This is a genomic window from Pseudomonas sp. PSE14, from assembly GCF_029203285.1.
Taxonomy (GTDB): Bacteria; Pseudomonadota; Gammaproteobacteria; order Pseudomonadales; family Pseudomonadaceae; genus Pseudomonas.
The window spans coordinates 1,280,162-1,295,075 of sequence record NZ_CP115669.1; the positions used below are offsets into that span (position 1 = coordinate 1,280,162).

The 14,914-nt window shown below is 65.3% G+C and carries 15 protein-coding genes; 7 read left to right on the top strand and 8 right to left on the bottom strand.

The genetic code is table 11. The annotated features are described in order from the left end of the window. The first annotated feature begins 5 nt into the window (after positions 1-5). From O6P39_RS05980 to O6P39_RS05990, 3 genes are read left to right on the top strand one after another with little or no spacing between them, the layout of a single operon-like run. A complete protein-coding gene (locus O6P39_RS05980; protein WP_275610482.1) occupies positions 6-839 on the top strand; it encodes a DUF692 domain-containing protein in 834 nt (277 codons plus the stop codon). Continuing rightward, entirely contained in the window at positions 836-1,591 is a 756-nt protein-coding gene (locus O6P39_RS05985; protein WP_275610483.1) for a DNA-binding domain-containing protein, read from the top strand. The genes O6P39_RS05980 and O6P39_RS05985 overlap by 4 nt, the downstream gene beginning before the upstream one ends. An 11-nt stretch (positions 1,592-1,602) precedes the next feature. Then, positions 1,603-2,064 (top strand): DoxX family protein, encoded by a 462-nt coding sequence (locus O6P39_RS05990; protein WP_275610484.1) that lies wholly within the window; start codon positions 1,603-1,605, stop codon positions 2,062-2,064. 7 nt (positions 2,065-2,071) lie between these two features. On the opposite strand, the gene O6P39_RS05995 is transcribed toward O6P39_RS05990, so the two are convergent. Both O6P39_RS05995 and O6P39_RS06000 read right to left on the bottom strand, forming a co-directional pair. Next, complete coding sequence (locus O6P39_RS05995) at positions 2,072-2,716, bottom strand: PQQ-binding-like beta-propeller repeat protein (RefSeq protein ID WP_275610485.1); 645 nt, start codon at positions 2,714-2,716, stop codon at positions 2,072-2,074. Positions 2,717-2,752: 36 nt separating this feature from the next. Further along, on the bottom strand, positions 2,753-3,970 hold the full coding sequence (locus O6P39_RS06000) for a helix-turn-helix domain-containing protein (RefSeq protein WP_275610486.1): 1,218 nt from the start codon (positions 3,968-3,970) through the stop codon (positions 2,753-2,755). A gap of 123 nt (positions 3,971-4,093) precedes the next feature. Here O6P39_RS06000 and O6P39_RS06005 point away from each other — a divergent pair, with 123 nt between their 5' ends. Next, positions 4,094-4,849 (top strand): DUF899 domain-containing protein, encoded by a 756-nt coding sequence (locus O6P39_RS06005; RefSeq protein WP_275610487.1) that lies wholly within the window; start codon positions 4,094-4,096, stop codon positions 4,847-4,849. A 119-nt stretch (positions 4,850-4,968) separates the two neighbouring features. On the opposite strand, the gene O6P39_RS06010 is transcribed toward O6P39_RS06005, so the two are convergent. Further along, on the bottom strand, positions 4,969-5,433 hold the full coding sequence (locus O6P39_RS06010) for a nuclear transport factor 2 family protein (protein ID WP_275610488.1): 465 nt from the start codon (positions 5,431-5,433) through the stop codon (positions 4,969-4,971). A gap of 219 nt (positions 5,434-5,652) precedes the next feature. Here O6P39_RS06010 and O6P39_RS06015 point away from each other — a divergent pair, with 219 nt between their 5' ends. Next, the gene (locus O6P39_RS06015; protein WP_275610489.1) at positions 5,653-6,414 is read left to right on the top strand and encodes a class II aldolase and adducin N-terminal domain-containing protein; all 762 of its coding nucleotides are present in this window, start codon (positions 5,653-5,655) and stop codon (positions 6,412-6,414) included. Positions 6,415-6,445: 31 nt separating this feature from the next. Here O6P39_RS06015 and O6P39_RS06020 read toward each other — a convergent pair whose 3' ends face one another. The 3 genes from O6P39_RS06020 to O6P39_RS06030 all read right to left on the bottom strand — a co-directional run bounded on the left by O6P39_RS06020 (position 6,446) and on the right by O6P39_RS06030 (position 10,420). Continuing rightward, a complete protein-coding gene (locus O6P39_RS06020; protein WP_275610490.1) occupies positions 6,446-7,495 on the bottom strand; it encodes a GlxA family transcriptional regulator in 1,050 nt (349 codons plus the stop codon). 72 nt (positions 7,496-7,567) lie between these two features. After that, positions 7,568-9,229, bottom strand: coding sequence for a choline dehydrogenase (locus O6P39_RS06025; protein ID WP_275610491.1), 1,662 nt, complete (start codon positions 9,227-9,229; stop codon positions 7,568-7,570). A 30-nt stretch (positions 9,230-9,259) separates the two neighbouring features. Beyond that, positions 9,260-10,420 carry an aromatic ring-hydroxylating dioxygenase subunit alpha gene (locus tag O6P39_RS06030; RefSeq protein ID WP_275610492.1) on the bottom strand — a complete coding sequence of 387 codons (1,161 nt, stop codon included), beginning with the start codon at positions 10,418-10,420 and terminating at the stop codon, positions 9,260-9,262. A 253-nt stretch (positions 10,421-10,673) separates the two neighbouring features. Between O6P39_RS06030 and O6P39_RS06035 the strand changes: the two genes are divergently transcribed. Then, entirely contained in the window at positions 10,674-11,108 is a 435-nt protein-coding gene (locus tag O6P39_RS06035) for a nuclear transport factor 2 family protein (protein ID WP_275610493.1), read from the top strand. A 329-nt stretch (positions 11,109-11,437) separates the two neighbouring features. Here O6P39_RS06035 and O6P39_RS06040 read toward each other — a convergent pair whose 3' ends face one another. After that, positions 11,438-12,367 carry a malate dehydrogenase gene (locus tag O6P39_RS06040; protein WP_275610494.1) on the bottom strand — a complete coding sequence of 310 codons (930 nt, stop codon included), beginning with the start codon at positions 12,365-12,367 and terminating at the stop codon, positions 11,438-11,440. Between the two features lie 255 nt (positions 12,368-12,622). Then, positions 12,623-13,621, bottom strand: a complete 999-nt coding sequence (locus tag O6P39_RS06045; RefSeq protein ID WP_275610495.1) for a nitronate monooxygenase — start codon at positions 13,619-13,621, stop codon at positions 12,623-12,625. 766 nt (positions 13,622-14,387) lie between these two features. Between O6P39_RS06045 and O6P39_RS06050 the strand changes: the two genes are divergently transcribed. Beyond that, positions 14,388-14,900, top strand: a complete 513-nt coding sequence (locus tag O6P39_RS06050) for a hypothetical protein (RefSeq protein ID WP_275610496.1) — start codon at positions 14,388-14,390, stop codon at positions 14,898-14,900. Positions 14,901-14,914 lie beyond the last annotated feature (14 nt).

Genomic DNA, 14,914 nt, shown 5'->3' on the forward strand with positions numbered 1-14,914 from the left:
CGACCATGTCTGTGTGCAACCGAATGGGCGCCGGTCTGGGGCTGAAGGCCGAGCATTACGGCGAAGCCTGGACGTGCGACGCCGACGGCCTGTGGTTCGAGGTCCATCCGGAGAACTACATGGTCGGCGGCCCTCGCCGCACCTGGCTTGAGCGGATGGCCGAGCGCCACCCGCTCTCGCTGCACGGCGTCTCGCTGTCGCTGGCGGCGGACGCCCCGCCGGACGCGGAGCACCTGCAACGCCTGCGTGGGCTGGTGGACCTCGTCGAGCCGGCGCTGGTCTCCGAGCACCTGGCCTGGTCCGCCTGGCAGGGCCGATACCACCCGGACCTGCTGCCCTTCCCGCGGACTGACGAGGCCCTGGCGCGCATCGCCGACAATATCCAGCGCACCCAGGACGCCCTCGGTCGACGCATCGCCATCGAGAACCCGAGCCATTATCTGCGCCTGGACGGCCACGACTGGGACGAGATCGACTTCCTCGCCGAACTGGTGCGGCGCACGGGTTGCGCGCTGCTGCTGGACGTCAACAACGTCCATGTCAGCGCCCACAACCTCGACTACAGTGCCGCCGCTTACCTGGACCGGGTGCCCGCCGAGGCCATCGCCGAGATTCATCTTGCCGGGTACAGCCACGACGAAGGCGGCACGTTGTTGATCGACTCCCACGACGCTGCCATCGCCGAGCCGGTCTGGGCGCTCTACCAACGCCTGGTCCAGCGCATCGGGCCACGGCCTACGCTGATCGAGCGGGATGACCATATCCCCGCGTTCGGCGAACTGCTGGCCGAGCGCGAGATCGCCCAGGCCACGCTGAATCTCGCAGGAGGCTGCCCATGAAACGCACCCTCGGCCAGTTCCAGGACGCCTTCATCGACGCCCTCTACCAGCGCCCGGCACCCGAACTGGATGCGCTGACCTCACAGGCGGCCTTCGCCGTCTACCGCAACACCGTGCTCAAGGGCTGCGTGGACGCCCTCTGTGACAACTACCCCAGCGTCGAGCGGCTGGTCGGCACGCCATGGATGCGCGCCGCTGCCGCCGAATACGCCTGGCGCTCGCCACCGACTGATGCGCGGATGGCGCGCTACGGGGCGGCGTTCCCGGCCTTTCTCGCGGATCTGGAAAGCGCCCGCGAGTTGCCGTACCTGGCCGATGTGGCGCGGCTGGATCGCGACTGGCTGGAGGTTTTCTGCGCGCCCACCGAGCCGAGCCTGGAACTGACGTCGCTGGTGGGCATGACCGCCAGCGACCTCGGCGGGCTCTGCCTGCAACCACGCCGCGCGGTGCGCTGGCGCTGGTTCGAGACACAGCCGGTATACAGCCTCTGGCACTGCAGCCGCGAAGGCCTGGACTGGTCGGAGGAACTGCCATGGATCGGCGAGGGTGCGCTGCTGGTGGCCGGCTCCGAGGGCGTTGTCGGGCTACCGCTGGAGAAAGGCGGCTGTGCCTTCCTCGATGCCTGCGCCGCCGGCCATGTCCTCGACCAGGTCTCGACGCTGGCGCTGGAGGCTCAGCCCGATCTGGACTTCACCGACCTGCTCGGCCGCCTGCTGCGCGCCAATGTCTTCCGTCCCCTTTGCCTCGATTGAAGGAGCCCGCCATGGACATCGCCCATCCCTCTCCCGCGTCCCCCCGCCGGCTGTGGAACCAGTTGGCCGACTGCCTGCAGCACTGTCTTGGCGAATCCTTCCTGTGCCTGGTGGCGCGGTTGGGGATTGCTTCGGTGTTCTTCATGTCCGGGCGGACCAAGGTCGAGGGCCTGCTGACCATCACCCCGAGCACCTACGACCTGTTCCAGACCGAGTACGCGCTGCCGCTGATCTCGCCGTACCTCGCGGCGCACCTGGCGACCTACGCCGAACACCTGTTCCCGATCCTGCTGGTGCTCGGCCTGTTCACCCGCCTGTCGGCGCTGGCGCTATTGGGGATGACCACGGTGATCGAAGTCTTCGTCTATCCGGACGCTTGGCCCACGCACCTGTCATGGGCCGGCCTGTTGCTGCTGCTGATCGCGCGCGGGGCGGGTGGATGGTCGCTGGATCGGCTGTTGCGGCTGCGCTGACCGTCGGTCAAGCCGTGCGCCGGGCGGGCCGGCGCACGGCGCGCAGCTTGCCGCTGCTGCCACCGCCGCAGAAGAAGCGCTCGCCGCCGTCGGACTCCAGCCCGGAGACGCCGATGCCGTCCGGCATCTCCACGCTCTCCAGCACCTCGCCGGTGCCGGGGTCGATGCGCCGGATGTCACTGTGTTCGTTCTCCCAGGTGCCGTGCCAGAGCTCACCCTCGACCCAGGAAACCCCGGTGACGAAGCGGTTGGACTCCAGCGTACGCAGCACCTTCCCGCTGTCCGGGTCGATCTGGTGGATCTTCCGCTCGCGGTACTGCCCGACCCAGAGCGTGCCCTCGGCCCAGGCCAGGCCCGAATCGGCGCCATTGCCGGGGGCGGGGATGCTGGCCAGCACTTCGCCGGTCGCCAGATCGATCTTCTGGATGCGCGCATCGGCGATCTGGTACAGGTGCCGGCCATCGAAGGCCGTCCCGGCATCGCCGGGGACGTTCAGGGTGCGGACGGTTTTGCCGTTGTCCGGGTCGAGGGCGATCAGCTTCTCACCGGCGGCGAACCACACGCGTTCGCCGTCGAAGGTGACGCCGTGGACCGCGTCTACCCCGGGGAAGGGGCCGAATTCGCCGAGGATCTCGGCAGTTGAACGTTTCATGGGGCAGTCCTCGTCTGAAGGGATCGAGACTCCAGCCTAGTTCCCCGACCAGGGCGTGGGGAGTAACAAGGTCGTCGCGAAACCCGGCACCGTGGGGGCGGTCCAGCGCCGCGCACGCCCCTGGCCGAAGGACTGCACCTTACCGGCTTCCGCCAGGGCGTCGAGCGCACGCTGCACGGTGCGCTGGCTGGCGCCCAGCGCCAGGGCCAGCGCCGAACTCGACCACGCCTCGCCATCGGCCAGGCACGCCAGCACTCCCGCGTGGCGCTCCTCCAGCGGCCGGGCCAGTACCCAGACCTGCGTGGCCAGCGGCACCAGGGTGAAGCCACGCGGCGTTGCCTTCACCTCGGCCAGCGCAGCGAGCGCCTTGCGCAGGCGGCCGATCTCCACCCGCAGGCGGGCGCGGTGGGTTTCGTCCGGCGTGTGGGTGCGGAAGGCACGGGCGATCAGCGTGTTGCGCGGCATATCGGCGGGCCAGCTTTCGGCCAGCGCCTGGGCCAGGCAGAACAGCACCGGACGGCGCGCCAGCGAGATCGCCAGCTCGCCCCGGCACACCGCATAGCGGCAGGCATCCACCAGCAGCGCATCGGAGGCCCGCAGTTGCTCCACTTCATCGAGCCGCAGTGGTCGCGTGTGACTGCCATCGATCAACCGGGCCGCGGGCGCCTCGAGCAGCGCCATGGCCCGCTCGACCTCCGCCAGCAGCGCGGGAATGCCAGCGCGCTGGGCATGCAGCAGGGCCTGGGAAAGGGCCTCCCGCGCCGCCGCACTCTGCACCCGGCGCAAGGCGATGCCGGCGCTGATCAGCGCGTGAGTCGTGCCCAGGGCCGGGGGCAGGGGGGCGGGGTCGAGCTCCGCCAACTGCCGCTCGGCGTCGTCGACCCGGCCGATCAGCAGCAGGCGGCGGATTTCCAGGTAGCTGGCGTGAGAGGCATTCAGCCGGTCGCCGTGCGTCTCCAGCGTCGCCCGAGCGGCGGCCAGCGCTTTAGGCGGCCAACCGAGGTCTCGGCTGGCGAGCGCCACTTCCGCCTCGGCGACGATACAGCGGGCGCGCGACATCGCCTCCCGTGGCCCGAAGGCGCGAGCCGCCCGGCGTAGCAGCAAGCGGGCACGGTCCAGGTCGCCCAACTGCGCCATGGCGATGCCGCGCAACGCCAGCGCTGGCGGATCCTCGCGCAGGGCGATGCGGTTCAGCGCCGTCAGCGGGTCGCCCGCCGCCAGCGCCCGCGCGGCGGCCGTTACCAGGGAGTCCATCGCAGTCTTGCCACGCTTGTCATTCCCGCCACATTTGTCACTCCCGCCATGCCTGGCCCCGAGCCTAGCCTATCCCTCGCCCATCGACCGATTTGTCGCCACCGGCGACCGGAGGATTTCCCCATGGCTATGCACCCCCTCGCCACCCGCGAACAATGGCTGACGGCCCGCCTGGAACTGCTCGAAGCGGAAAAGGCCCTGACCCGCCAGAGCGACGAACTCGCCCGCCGGCGCCAGGCGCTGCCCTGGGTCAAGGTCGACAAGGCTTACCGCTTCGACACGGCGGATGGCCCTGCCACCCTTGCCGAACTGTTCCAGGGGCGCTCGCAACTCTTGGTCTACCACTTCATGTTCGGCCCGGACTACAGCGCCGGCTGCCCGTCCTGCTCGGCTATCGCCGACGGCTTCGACGGCATCGTCGTCCACCTGGCCAACCATGACGTGACGCTCTGCGCCGTTTCCCGCGCGCCACTGGAAAAACTGCAGGCCTACCAGCGGCGCATGGGCTGGCGCTTCCCCTGGGCCTCATCGAAGGACAGCGACTTCAACTTCGACTTCAACGTCGCCTTCACCCAGGAACAGCAGCGCGTCGGCGCGATCGACTACAACTACGGGCGAAGCGAGCCGGCTCTCGACATCTCCCGTATCCCCGAAACCATGACCCGCTTCGCCGCCCGCTGCGGCACCGACGTCCCGACTTTCGCCCGTGACCGCCCCGGCCTGAGCACCTTCATTCGCGAGGACGGTGCCATCTACCACAGCTACTCCACCTATGCGCGTGGACTGGATGCCCTGTGGAGCATGTACACCTGGCTGGACCGGGCGCCGCTTGGGCGCAATGAGCAGGGTTTCTGGTGGCGGCGGCATGATGAGTATTGAGTGTGAAAGCGCAAAGCCCCCGAGGGCGTGGCGCGTTCGAGGGCTTTGTTTCAGGGAGTCTGGAATGCGCGGAGGAAATTTGATGTCTGCGGCAAACGCTTCAGGTTCAGCCCGCAAGTTCAGCGCGCCGAAGCACTCACCACAGCGGCGGGCCCTTCGGAGAGAAAGCACTTGTAGACCCTGGCTTTCACCCGCCAGCCTGCCGCGGTTCTTTCCAGCCGGTCTTCGTATTGCCCCCACATCGAATAGAGCGCCCCGGTACAGTCATTGATGCCGCGATGGACGGCGTAGTAATGGACTTTGCTGGTGGCGGAGTTGCCGTCGATGTCGATGCTGAAGTTGCCGACGTTGTGGTGCGTCGCGCCGCAGTTGGAGCCTTCCCCCAGGTTCAGGTGCATCGAGGCGATCAGGCTCTTGAGATTGGGGCTGACCACGCCGGGGCCCAGGGCCTGGGTGTAGTCCCCGGTCGCTTCCTCCATGAAGACGTCGCCCAGTTCATCGAAGCGTTTGCTGTCGACGAGGTCGCAATAGCGGACGTAGAGGCCTTCGATTTCCAGACGGTCGATCCAGTGGTTTTCAGGCATGACTCGGACTCCGATCACTGTGGCGTGAATTGATGGTCCATGGCGGTAGGTGGGTTATGGCGCCCACCTGATCCGGACTCGCTGCCACTCTAAGAGACCAGCAATGGGCGGTGCCTCGTCCATTTGCGGCACGCCAGGTCGCATCGCATCAAGTCGCCGGCGACGCCTTCCCTAGACTCGGAGACGACCCCGGCGTACCCGCGCCTCCGAGGAGCTGCCATGCACACCGAATCCGTTGCCGTTTTCGACGCTTACGCACAGGATCATGCCCAGGCTCGCGCCGAGCTGGCCTGCGCCTTCCGCTGGACCGCCCGGCTGGGGATGCATGAAGCGATCGCCAACCACTTCAGCCTGGCCGTTTCCGACGATGGCCGGCGCTTCCTGATCAACCCCTATGGCCGGCACTTCTCGCGGGTCCGCGCCAGCGATTTGTTGCTGCTCGACGCTGACGACCCTTCCGCGCTGGACCGCCCGGACGCCCCCGACATCACCGCCTGGGCCCTGCACGGCGCCTTGCACCGTCGCCACCGGCATGCGCGCTGCATCCTCCATGTGCACTCGAAGTACGCCACCGCGCTGGCCTGCCTGGCCGATTCGCGCCTGCCGCCGATCGAGCAGAACGCCATGCGCTTCTTCGAGCGCGTGGCCATCGACGAGGGTTTTGACGGCATGGGCCTGGGGGACGAGGCCGAGCGGGTCAGCCGCCAGCTCGGCGACAAGCCGATCCTGCTGATGGGCAACCACGGCGTGCTGGTGGCGGCGCCGAGCGTGGCGCAGGCCTTCGATGACCTCTACTACTTCGAGCGGGCCTGCGAGATCTATCTCACCGCGCTTTCCTGCGGCCGTCCGCTGCACATCGCCAGCGACGAGGTGGCGCGCAAGACCTGCCGCCAGTGGCTGGACTACCCGGACTTCGCCGTCCGCCATTTCGCCGCGTTGCAGGCGATCCTCGATGAGGAAGAACCCGACTACCGCGCCTGACGGGTCGCCCGCCGACGCGTTGCAGGCGCCGCTAGTGCGGCAGCAGCGAAGGGTCGTGTGCCAACGGCTGGCGCATGACCGGCGCATTCAGGCTCTGCGAGCGGTCGTTGCTCGGCGGGCAGCCAAATTTGGCGCGATAGGCGCGGGAAAAGTGTTCGAGCGAGCCAAAGCCGGCGCTGGCGGCGACCTGGGCCACGCTCATGCGGGTCTGTTGCAGCAGGTTGTGGGCGCGCGCCAGGCGCAGGCTGAGGTAGTACTTGAGCGGGGTCAGGCCGGTGTGCTGCATGAACTGTCGCTCCAGCTGCCGGCGTGACAGCGAGACCTGCTCGGCAATGACCTCGCAGCTCAAGGGTTCCTCCAGGTGCTGCTCCATCAACTCGATGGCGCGGCTCATCTTGCCGGCCTGGGCGTGCAGGCTGCGGCGGTAGCCTTCGGCTTGCTGAACCTGCGGCTCGCGCACCTGCTCGATGAGCATGTGCATGGCCACTTCGCGCGCCAGGTTGCCGCCGGCCAGGCTGTCCAGCCAGCTGAGGAGCATGTCCAGCACTGCGGTGGCGCCTGCGCAGGTCAGGCGCGTGCGGCCCAGGTAGTAGAGCTGCGCGCAGGCCTGCACCTTCGGGTAGCTCTCCTGGAAGCCTTGCAGGTTGTCCCAGTGCACCGCGGCGGGGTGGCCGTCGAGTACACCGGCGGCGGCCAGCAGTTCAGTGCCGGTCTCGATGCCGACCAGTACCGCGCCGAAGGCCGCCTGGCGCTTGATCCAGGCCTTGAGCGCGGGGTTACGCGCGTGGCGGTGCACGTCGAAGCTGGCGATCACCACGCAGGCGTCGAATTCACCGGGTTCGCCGATGCTTGCCTGGGGGCTGGCGAGCAGGCCGTTGCTGGCGGGTACCGGCTGGCCGTCCACCGACAGCAGGGTCCACTGGAACAGGCTGCGCTGGGCCAGCCAGTTGGCAATCGACAGCGGCTCGATCAGCGCCGCCAGGCCGAAGTTGGAGAACGACGGCAGCAGCAGGATGCCGATGCGCAGAGGAGGACGGCTGGGGTCCTGCCAATCCAGGCTGAGGGGTTCGGTTCGCTTCATGGTGATACCTGGCACGGAAGTGGGCCCGCCGCGCCTATGCAAGCGGAGCGGGCCGGCTTTGGCAAGTGCGCTTCAGCGCTGGCATTCGCGCCAGCGCGGGTGAACCCAAACCGGCGCATCGCTGGCTGGCAGTGGGCCGTGGCCCCGGATCAGGTCGCTGGCTTTCTCGGCGATCATCACAGTGGGCGCGTTGGTATTGCCGCTGACGATCTCCGGCATGATCGACGCATCGACCACGCGTAGCCCGCGCAGGCCGTGCACGCGCAGCTGCGGGTCGACCACCGCCTCGGCGTCGCCTGCCAGGCCCATCTTGCAGGTGCCGCTGGCGTGGTAGCCCGTCTCGGTGACGCGCCGGGCCCAGGCGTCGAGCTGGGCGTCGCTGAGCTGGTCGGCGCCGGGCACCAGCTCGTCTCCGGCATAGGCGGCCATGGCCGGCTGGGCGAGGATTTCGCGCACCAGGCGGGCGCCGGCGCGCATGTCGGCGCGGTCGCGCTCGGTGGTCAGGTAGTTGAAGACGATGCGCGGCGCCTGGCGCGGATCGGCACTGGCCAGGCTGACGCTGCCCAGGCTGGTCGGGCGCATCAGGTCGATATGCACCTGGAAGGCGTGTTCCGGCACCAGGTCGACGCTGCCCGGCTTTACCGCCAGCGGCATGAAGGTCAGCTGCAGGTCGGGAAACTCGACCCCGGCCCGTGAGCGGATGAATGCGCCGGCCTCGAAGTGATTGCTTGCCGCGAGCCCATCGTGACTGGCGAACCAGCGGGCGCCGATGAGCCACTTGCCGGGGGCGCGGGTCCAGGGGTAGATGGAGACCGGGCGCTTGCAGCGGTACTGCACCACGGTGTCCGGGTGGTCGTTGAGGCGTTGGCCGACGCCCGGCAGGTCACGCACCACGGGGATGCCCAGGCGCTCCAGTTCCTTGGCCGGCCCGACGCCGGAGAGCATCAACAACTGTGGCGAGTTGATGGCGCCGGCGCTGAGCAGCACTTCATTGCGTGCGCGCACCTGATGCAGTTCGCCGTCCATTTCGAACTCGACGCCATAGGCCTGGTCGCCATCGAAGAGGATGCGCCGGCTCAACGCCGAGGTCGCCACGGTGACGTTGCCGCCTTTCAGGGCCTCGGCCAGGTAGCCGCGCGCGGTACTCCAGCGCTTGCCGTCGCGGGTGGTGCGGTCCACCGGGCCGAAGCCTTCCTGGCGATAGCCGTTGAGGTCGGGGCTGTAGCCGTAGCCGGCCTGCTGGCCGGCCTGGATGAAGGCCCGGCACAGCGGCGGCGAGGTATCGCCGGGGGTGACGTGGAGCAGCCCGGCGTCGCCCCGGTAGGCGTCGGCGCCGTCGCGATGGTTCTGCGCGCGGATGAAATACGGCAGCACCTCGTGATAACTCCAGCCCTCGCAGCCGCGCTCGGCCCAGCCGTCGTAGTCGCGGGCATGGCCACGGATGTAGACCATGCCGTTGATCGAGGAGGAACCGCCCAGCGTGCGCCCGCGCGGGGTGCCGATGCGGCGGTGGTCCAGGCCCGGTTCCGGCTCGCTGGTGTAGCTCCAGTTGAAGCGCGTGCCGCCCACCACGATGCCCACGGCGGAGGGCATGTCGATGGTCCAGCTGCGGTCCGCCGGGCCGGATTCCAGCACCAGGATGCGCAGCGCCGGGTTCTCGCCCAGGCGCTTGGCCAGCACGCAGCCGGCCGAACCCGCGCCGATGATCACGTAGTCGTATTCATGCCCGAGCATAGGGTTCTCCCATCACCTGTCAGCGTGAGGTCAGCGGCCGGCGATGCCGTCGAACACCAGCTTGTGGAAGTGGTGCACCAGGTGCTCGCTCTCGTTGCTGCGCTCGGCGTCGATCATGTAGCGGCCCTGGTCGTAGCCGAGGGAGCGCAGGCCCTTCTGCACGCTGATGTTGAGCTCGATGTCTTCCGGGCCGAGCTCCTCGTTCATCCACTTCATGCAGGCGTGGGAGACCTCCGGGACTTCTTCGTGCGGGCTGTAGTAGCCAAAGCGCAGCAGCGAGCGTTCGGCATCCAGCGGAATCATGATGAAGGTGCCGAGGAACTCGGAGAACGGGAAGGTGTAGAAGGTGTTGTTCGGCCACAGGCCGATGTTGAAGAAGCGCTCGTCGGGGTTGCGCGGGCCGCTGAGCTTCACCCCGTAGGCATCCTCGGCCTGCAGGTTGGCCGGGGCGATGTAGGTCCACCAGTTGTCGCGCTTGGTCAGGCGGTAGCCCTTGAAGTCGATCAGCTTGGCCAGGTCGATATGGCAGGGGCCGGAAAGCTTGAAGTGATAGCCCTCGATGGAGTTGTCCATGATCACTTTCCAGTTGGCCGGAACGATCACGTCCTGTTCCTCGATCAGGCGCATCTTGCCCAGGTCGGGGAAGACCGCGCGCATTTCCTCGTCGGCCTCGGGGAAGAGTTCGGCCAGTGCCGGAGCCTCGGCGTCGAAGTTGAAGTAGACGAAGCCGCCGAGCTCCTCGACGCGGATTTTTGGGATGTTGAAATCCTGCTTGTCGAAGGCGATCAGCCGCTCGCTGCGGGGCGCGCTGCGCAGGCTGCCGTCCATTTCGTAGCACCAGGAGTGATAGGCGCAGCGCAGGACCCGCGTGTTGTTGCCCCGGCGGACGTCGAGCAGGCGATTGCCGCGATGCTGGCAGACGTTGTGGAAGGCATTGATCTGGCCGTCGTTGCCGCAGGCCACCACCACGCTCTGGTCGAAAATGTCGCAAACCACGAACTGTCCGGGTTCGGCGAATTCGTTGCGATGCCCGGCGAGGTGCCAGGCGCTCATGAAGATGCGGTCGCGTTCGGCGGCGAAGATCTGCTCGTCGAAGAAGTAGCGCGAGGGCAGGGTGAAGGCCTCTTCCGGGCGCTGCTGGGCCCACTCTGCAATGGAAGTGCTGCGTTTGATCTGCTCGACGGATTGCATGGCTGGTCTCCTCCAGACTCCGCCCCCTGGGTTCGTTTCGGGGGCTTGCTCGGGGCTTAATCTAGGGGAGGGCAAGAGGCGACTCTTGATGAAAAGCGACAACTTCGCGGGCTGGAATCATCAACCGCGCATCGCTCCTGCTGGCTCTTCTGCGGAGTGCTGGAGCGGAGCGGTCTTAGTCCACCGGGACGAAGCCGTGGGGCATTCATGCCCCCTACAGTGGGCTCACCAATCCCTGTAGGAGGGCGCCTGCATGAGCAACAGCGAAACCCTGATCGCCAACTTGCTGTATCGATATGCCGAGCTGCTGGATGGTGGAAACCTGGAAGGCGTGGCCGAGCTGTTCCGGCATGCGCGAATCAAGCTGCAGAACGGCGACGAGCGGGTCGGGGCTGACGAACTCCTGCGCATCTTCCGCCAGCAGGTAAAGATCCACCCCTGCGGCACGCCCCGCACGAAACACCTGGTCAGCAACCCGATCATCGAGGTCGACGAGGCCTCGGGCCGCGCCACGGCGAGGTCGTACTACACCGTCCTGCAGAGCACCGACAGCCTGCCGCTCCAGCCGATTGCCAGCGGTCGGTATCACGATGCCTTCGAACGCATCGACGGCGTATGGCGCTTCTCGTTCCGGGATTACACCCTGCTGGATATGACGGGCAACCTGAGTTGCCATCTGCGCGGTTGAACGGGGCATTGATGGCATGGCTCACCGACGGTCCAGCCGCCCCAGGCGGTGCTCGACACGCTGGCGTCCGGCATGCGCCTGAGCACCCGTCTGTGGGCGCGGGTCACCAGCGGCAAGTGACAGTTTGGGTATCGGGTGGAGAGGTTCGGGCAGGGTTGGCTGTGCCTGGAAGCCCTGGGTCGATAGCGGTCGCGGACGGCTGGCCGCTATCGACAGGCCCAAGGCAGGTGTGCAAGCGATGCGCAGTGAATCTCCGGGCGCTTCGGCTGGACCTCAGTCACGCCACTTCCGGGAAACGATCTCCCTTGCGCCCGTTCATCTATCGCCGCTTACAAGGCATTCATTTCTGCAATATCACGCACCACCTGGTCTGCAGAGTGGTCGAACATCGCCTGCTCCTGCGCATCCAGAGACAGCTCGATCACCCGCACCAGTCCCTTCTCTGACAGCACACAGGGAACGCCCATGGCGATGCCTGTTCGCCCGTACTCGCCCTCGAGAATCGCGACCGTCGGCAAAATGCTGTTTCGCCCATTGGCGATGGCATCCACCATCTGTGCAATGGCCACGCCCGGCGCATCGCAGGCGCTCCCCAGTTTCTTCAATCCCAGAATCTCGCCGCCACCCTTGCGTGTGCGCTCTACAATCCGCTCGATCTGCTCATCGGACAGGAAGTGGGACAGCGGCACCGAACCGACCGCACAGTAGCGCATCAGCGGCACCATGCTGTCGCCATGCCCGCCCAGCACCAGCGCCGTGATATCCCGAGCAGAAAACCCGGTCTCCTCGGCAATGAAACACTTCATGCGCGCGGTATCCAGTACCCCTGCCTGCCCGAATACCCGGTCACGTCCCAGCCCACTGAGACTCCAGGCCCGATAGGTCAGCACGTCGACCGGGTTCGATACCACCAGCACCGTCGCCGCCGGAGCGTGACGTTTGATGTCCAGCATGATGCTGTCGAGAATCGGCAGATTGATGCTCAAGACATCCTGACGCGACTGACCAGGCTTGCGCGGCACACCCGCCGTGATCACCACCAGCTCGGAGTCCTGCAGCAATTCGGCATTGGACCCGCCATGAACCCGGGTATCGGAACCCGACTCGACTGCCGCCTGCCAGACGTCCAGCGCCTTGCCCTGTGCCAACTCACCCTGCACATCAATCAACGTCAATTCACGGCAGAACTCTTCCCGGGCAATGATCTGAGCCGCCGCCTCGCCCACCATACCGGCACCTACAATGGATAGCTTGTTCACCTCACACCTCCCGCGGCGCGCGCCACCAGCGATACGCCACCTATACGGAGAAGTATTACCCGCTAATCCTGAAAGGCCACCCGAAGCTGACCGAAGTCGTCGTTGATGGGCAGTCCGGGAGCCGGGACATCTCCCCCTGCCAAGGGGGGCCGGGTAAGTCAGGGTTTGAAAAGCGAAAAGGGGACGGATCTATTTTCCTGCTCTAATGCCCCTTCTGGCGGAAGGCTGCCGCTGGCATTCGGCAGCTTGATCGGGCTAGGCGTTGCGGCGGAGACCTTCAAAGCGCCGCATTGCCCGTTGCGCGTCGTCGAGAACCTCGTCAAAGATGGCTTCCACGGTTTGCACAGCGTCAGCGAACACGACCGATGGGCCGTAGTCGAGCATGCCCAGGCGGCTATCGCCCGTCCTGTAGGCCTGGGTGGTCAGCGCTCCCATTACGTGGGGGCGATAGCGTTCGAATTCGCTCGCTCCCGCCGCGTCCAACGCCGCAACGGCTTTGGCGCTGTCATTGTTCAGAACCCGGTGATGCTGGCGCAGGCCGGTCTTCACGACGACGCTTTGCGTTCCATCGCTCTGAACCAGCTGGTCCTTGTAGTCGCGGTGAATCCACAACTCCTCGGATACCAGCATGCGTGAGCCCATCAGGATGGCGTCCGCGCCCATCATGAGCGTCGCGGCCAACTGGCTGCCGGTTCCTATCCCGCCGCCGATGACCAGCGGCGTGGAAATCTCTCTCGGGGCGTGGGCTGCCTGAACCATGCTGCTGATGCCGTAGGTGCCTGGATGGCCGCCGCAGTCGTTACCCACGACGATCACCGCATCCACGCCAAGCCGCGCGGCGGATCGGGCGTAACGAACAGCGGGGACCTTGTGCAGGACCTTGATGCCCGCCTCCCGCAGGGGCGGAAGAACTGCTTCGGGGCTCCCGCCGGAAGTCTCGACACAGAGCACCTCTTCTTCGGCGAGAATCCTCACCTGTTCCTGTAATTGAGCCGCCGCCTTGGGCTGGCCGGAAAGATAGAGATTCACGCCAAAGCCTTTGCCCGACGTGAGCTCACGGCATTGGCGCAACTGCGTGCGAAACGCTTCCGGATCGGGGAAACCGGCCGCAACGATGAACCCCATGCCGCCAGCATTGACGACGGCCGCCACATAGCGCGCATCCGACACGCTGGGCCCCATGCCTCCGCAAAGGATGGGATGGCGAATACCGAGCATTTCGGTGATGCGGGTTTGGAAAAGGGAATGTCGCATGGGCTCTCCGACTCGATTAATCCAGAGCGTCTGATCAGGCCGAGCGTGATGACAGGCGTTGCGCACTTGGTCGTACTCAACCGAACGGTCGGTCATCTTATAGCTGAACAATTGTTCAGTAGTAAAGGTGGGGGATGCGGCGTCGGGCTGTGGGGTGGTTGATTGCTTCCGGGCCGAAGAGGAGCTTCGTTCCGGTTCGGCAGGCGGGCGGAAAGCGGGCGTATGAGGGGTGATCGTCGTGCGACTCGGCCGAGTTGCTCGGCAAGCTCGACGATGATGCTGTCGGGGCCACGGATATAGGCCAGCCGGTATGCATTCTCGTAATGCATCTGGCCAATGAGTTCCGCGCCATGTGCCTGCATCCGGGCAACGACTACATCGAGGCCATCGACGGTAAACAGGATGCGACGAAGAGGGCCTGGTGCTTGCCCTGGAGAAACAAAAGCCCCCGGCAACGAACGCTGCCGGGGGCTTTTGCATGGGATTCTGGAGCGGGCGAAGGGAATCGAACCCTCTAAAACAGTGCTCTGAAGCGTTCCTATACGTTCCAATGCCACTGTTTTCGCTGTTTGGGTGTCTCACTCCGTAGCTTTCCGTGCCGTTGATTTCGACACATTTTCGACAGCGTTATCCGCTATTGCTTTCAGCTGGTGCTGTTTTTTTACGGGCAGATTTTGCATCATGGCTTGATGAAGCTGTATGCGTAAATTGGGTTATTGTCCGATTATGTAATTTGTGAATATGGATTGTGGACTTATGAGGGATTATGAGAACGATAGATGATACTGCCTTTTTTAAGTTTTTGATGTTGCCGCTATTTTTGGTTCTTCTTTTCTCCTTGCTTTTTAAGGGGGTTCTGAGTGGTTTTCTCTATTCGTATGTTTCCGATGTGGTTCCAGGGGTGGCGGCACTGTCGCTGACCGCAAAATGGCATGAAGAGGGTCGTGCTATTTGGAGCGTTTTTTGGCTGACCCCTCCTTTTGTAGTTCCTGCTGTTTTGCTCTTGGCATTTTCGTACCCTGTGCTCCGTAAAAGAAAAGTACCTACTCTGTTTGCCGTAATTTTTCTTTCTCTTGTTTTGGTTGGGACGGTTTGGTTGCTTTGGAATGGGCCAGTGGGTGCAGGGGGTGGTGGAAAATTATGGCGAATTTATCAAGGTAGCTATCTAGGTTTTTTGTCCGTTACATATTGTTTATGGGTGTCGCCATATTTAGCGCTTTGGGGCGTGGTAAAGGGTTTTCTTATAATGCTGGGTGTTGGGGCGTTTAAGGATGGTTAAGCTCGTTGGGCCAA

What these genes read in the sequence shown, in the direction of transcription:
- O6P39_RS06045 (WP_275610495.1), bottom strand. Translation starts at nt 13,621, where the DNA reads ATGCGACATTCCCTTTTCCAAACCCGCATCACCGAAATGCTCGGTATT.
- O6P39_RS06030 (WP_275610492.1), bottom strand. Translation starts at nt 10,420, where the DNA reads ATGCAATCCGTCGAGCAGATCAAACGCAGCACTTCCATTGCAGAGTGG.
- O6P39_RS06005 (WP_275610487.1), top strand. Translation starts at nt 4,094, where the DNA reads ATGGCTATGCACCCCCTCGCCACCCGCGAACAATGGCTGACGGCCCGC.
- O6P39_RS06025 (WP_275610491.1), bottom strand. Translation starts at nt 9,229, where the DNA reads ATGCTCGGGCATGAATACGACTACGTGATCATCGGCGCGGGTTCGGCC.
- O6P39_RS05990 (WP_275610484.1), top strand. Translation starts at nt 1,603, where the DNA reads ATGGACATCGCCCATCCCTCTCCCGCGTCCCCCCGCCGGCTGTGGAAC.
- O6P39_RS06010 (WP_275610488.1), bottom strand. Translation starts at nt 5,433, where the DNA reads ATGCCTGAAAACCACTGGATCGACCGTCTGGAAATCGAAGGCCTCTAC.
- O6P39_RS06035 (WP_275610493.1), top strand. Translation starts at nt 10,674, where the DNA reads ATGAGCAACAGCGAAACCCTGATCGCCAACTTGCTGTATCGATATGCC.
- O6P39_RS06000 (WP_275610486.1), bottom strand. Translation starts at nt 3,970, where the DNA reads ATGGACTCCCTGGTAACGGCCGCCGCGCGGGCGCTGGCGGCGGGCGAC.
- O6P39_RS05980 (WP_275610482.1), top strand. Translation starts at nt 6, where the DNA reads ATGTCTGTGTGCAACCGAATGGGCGCCGGTCTGGGGCTGAAGGCCGAG.
- O6P39_RS06020 (WP_275610490.1), bottom strand. Translation starts at nt 7,495, where the DNA reads ATGAAGCGAACCGAACCCCTCAGCCTGGATTGGCAGGACCCCAGCCGT.
- O6P39_RS05995 (WP_275610485.1), bottom strand. Translation starts at nt 2,716, where the DNA reads ATGAAACGTTCAACTGCCGAGATCCTCGGCGAATTCGGCCCCTTCCCC.
- O6P39_RS05985 (WP_275610483.1), top strand. Translation starts at nt 836, where the DNA reads ATGAAACGCACCCTCGGCCAGTTCCAGGACGCCTTCATCGACGCCCTC.
- O6P39_RS06015 (WP_275610489.1), top strand. Translation starts at nt 5,653, where the DNA reads ATGCACACCGAATCCGTTGCCGTTTTCGACGCTTACGCACAGGATCAT.
- O6P39_RS06050 (WP_275610496.1), top strand. Translation starts at nt 14,388, where the DNA reads ATGAGAACGATAGATGATACTGCCTTTTTTAAGTTTTTGATGTTGCCG.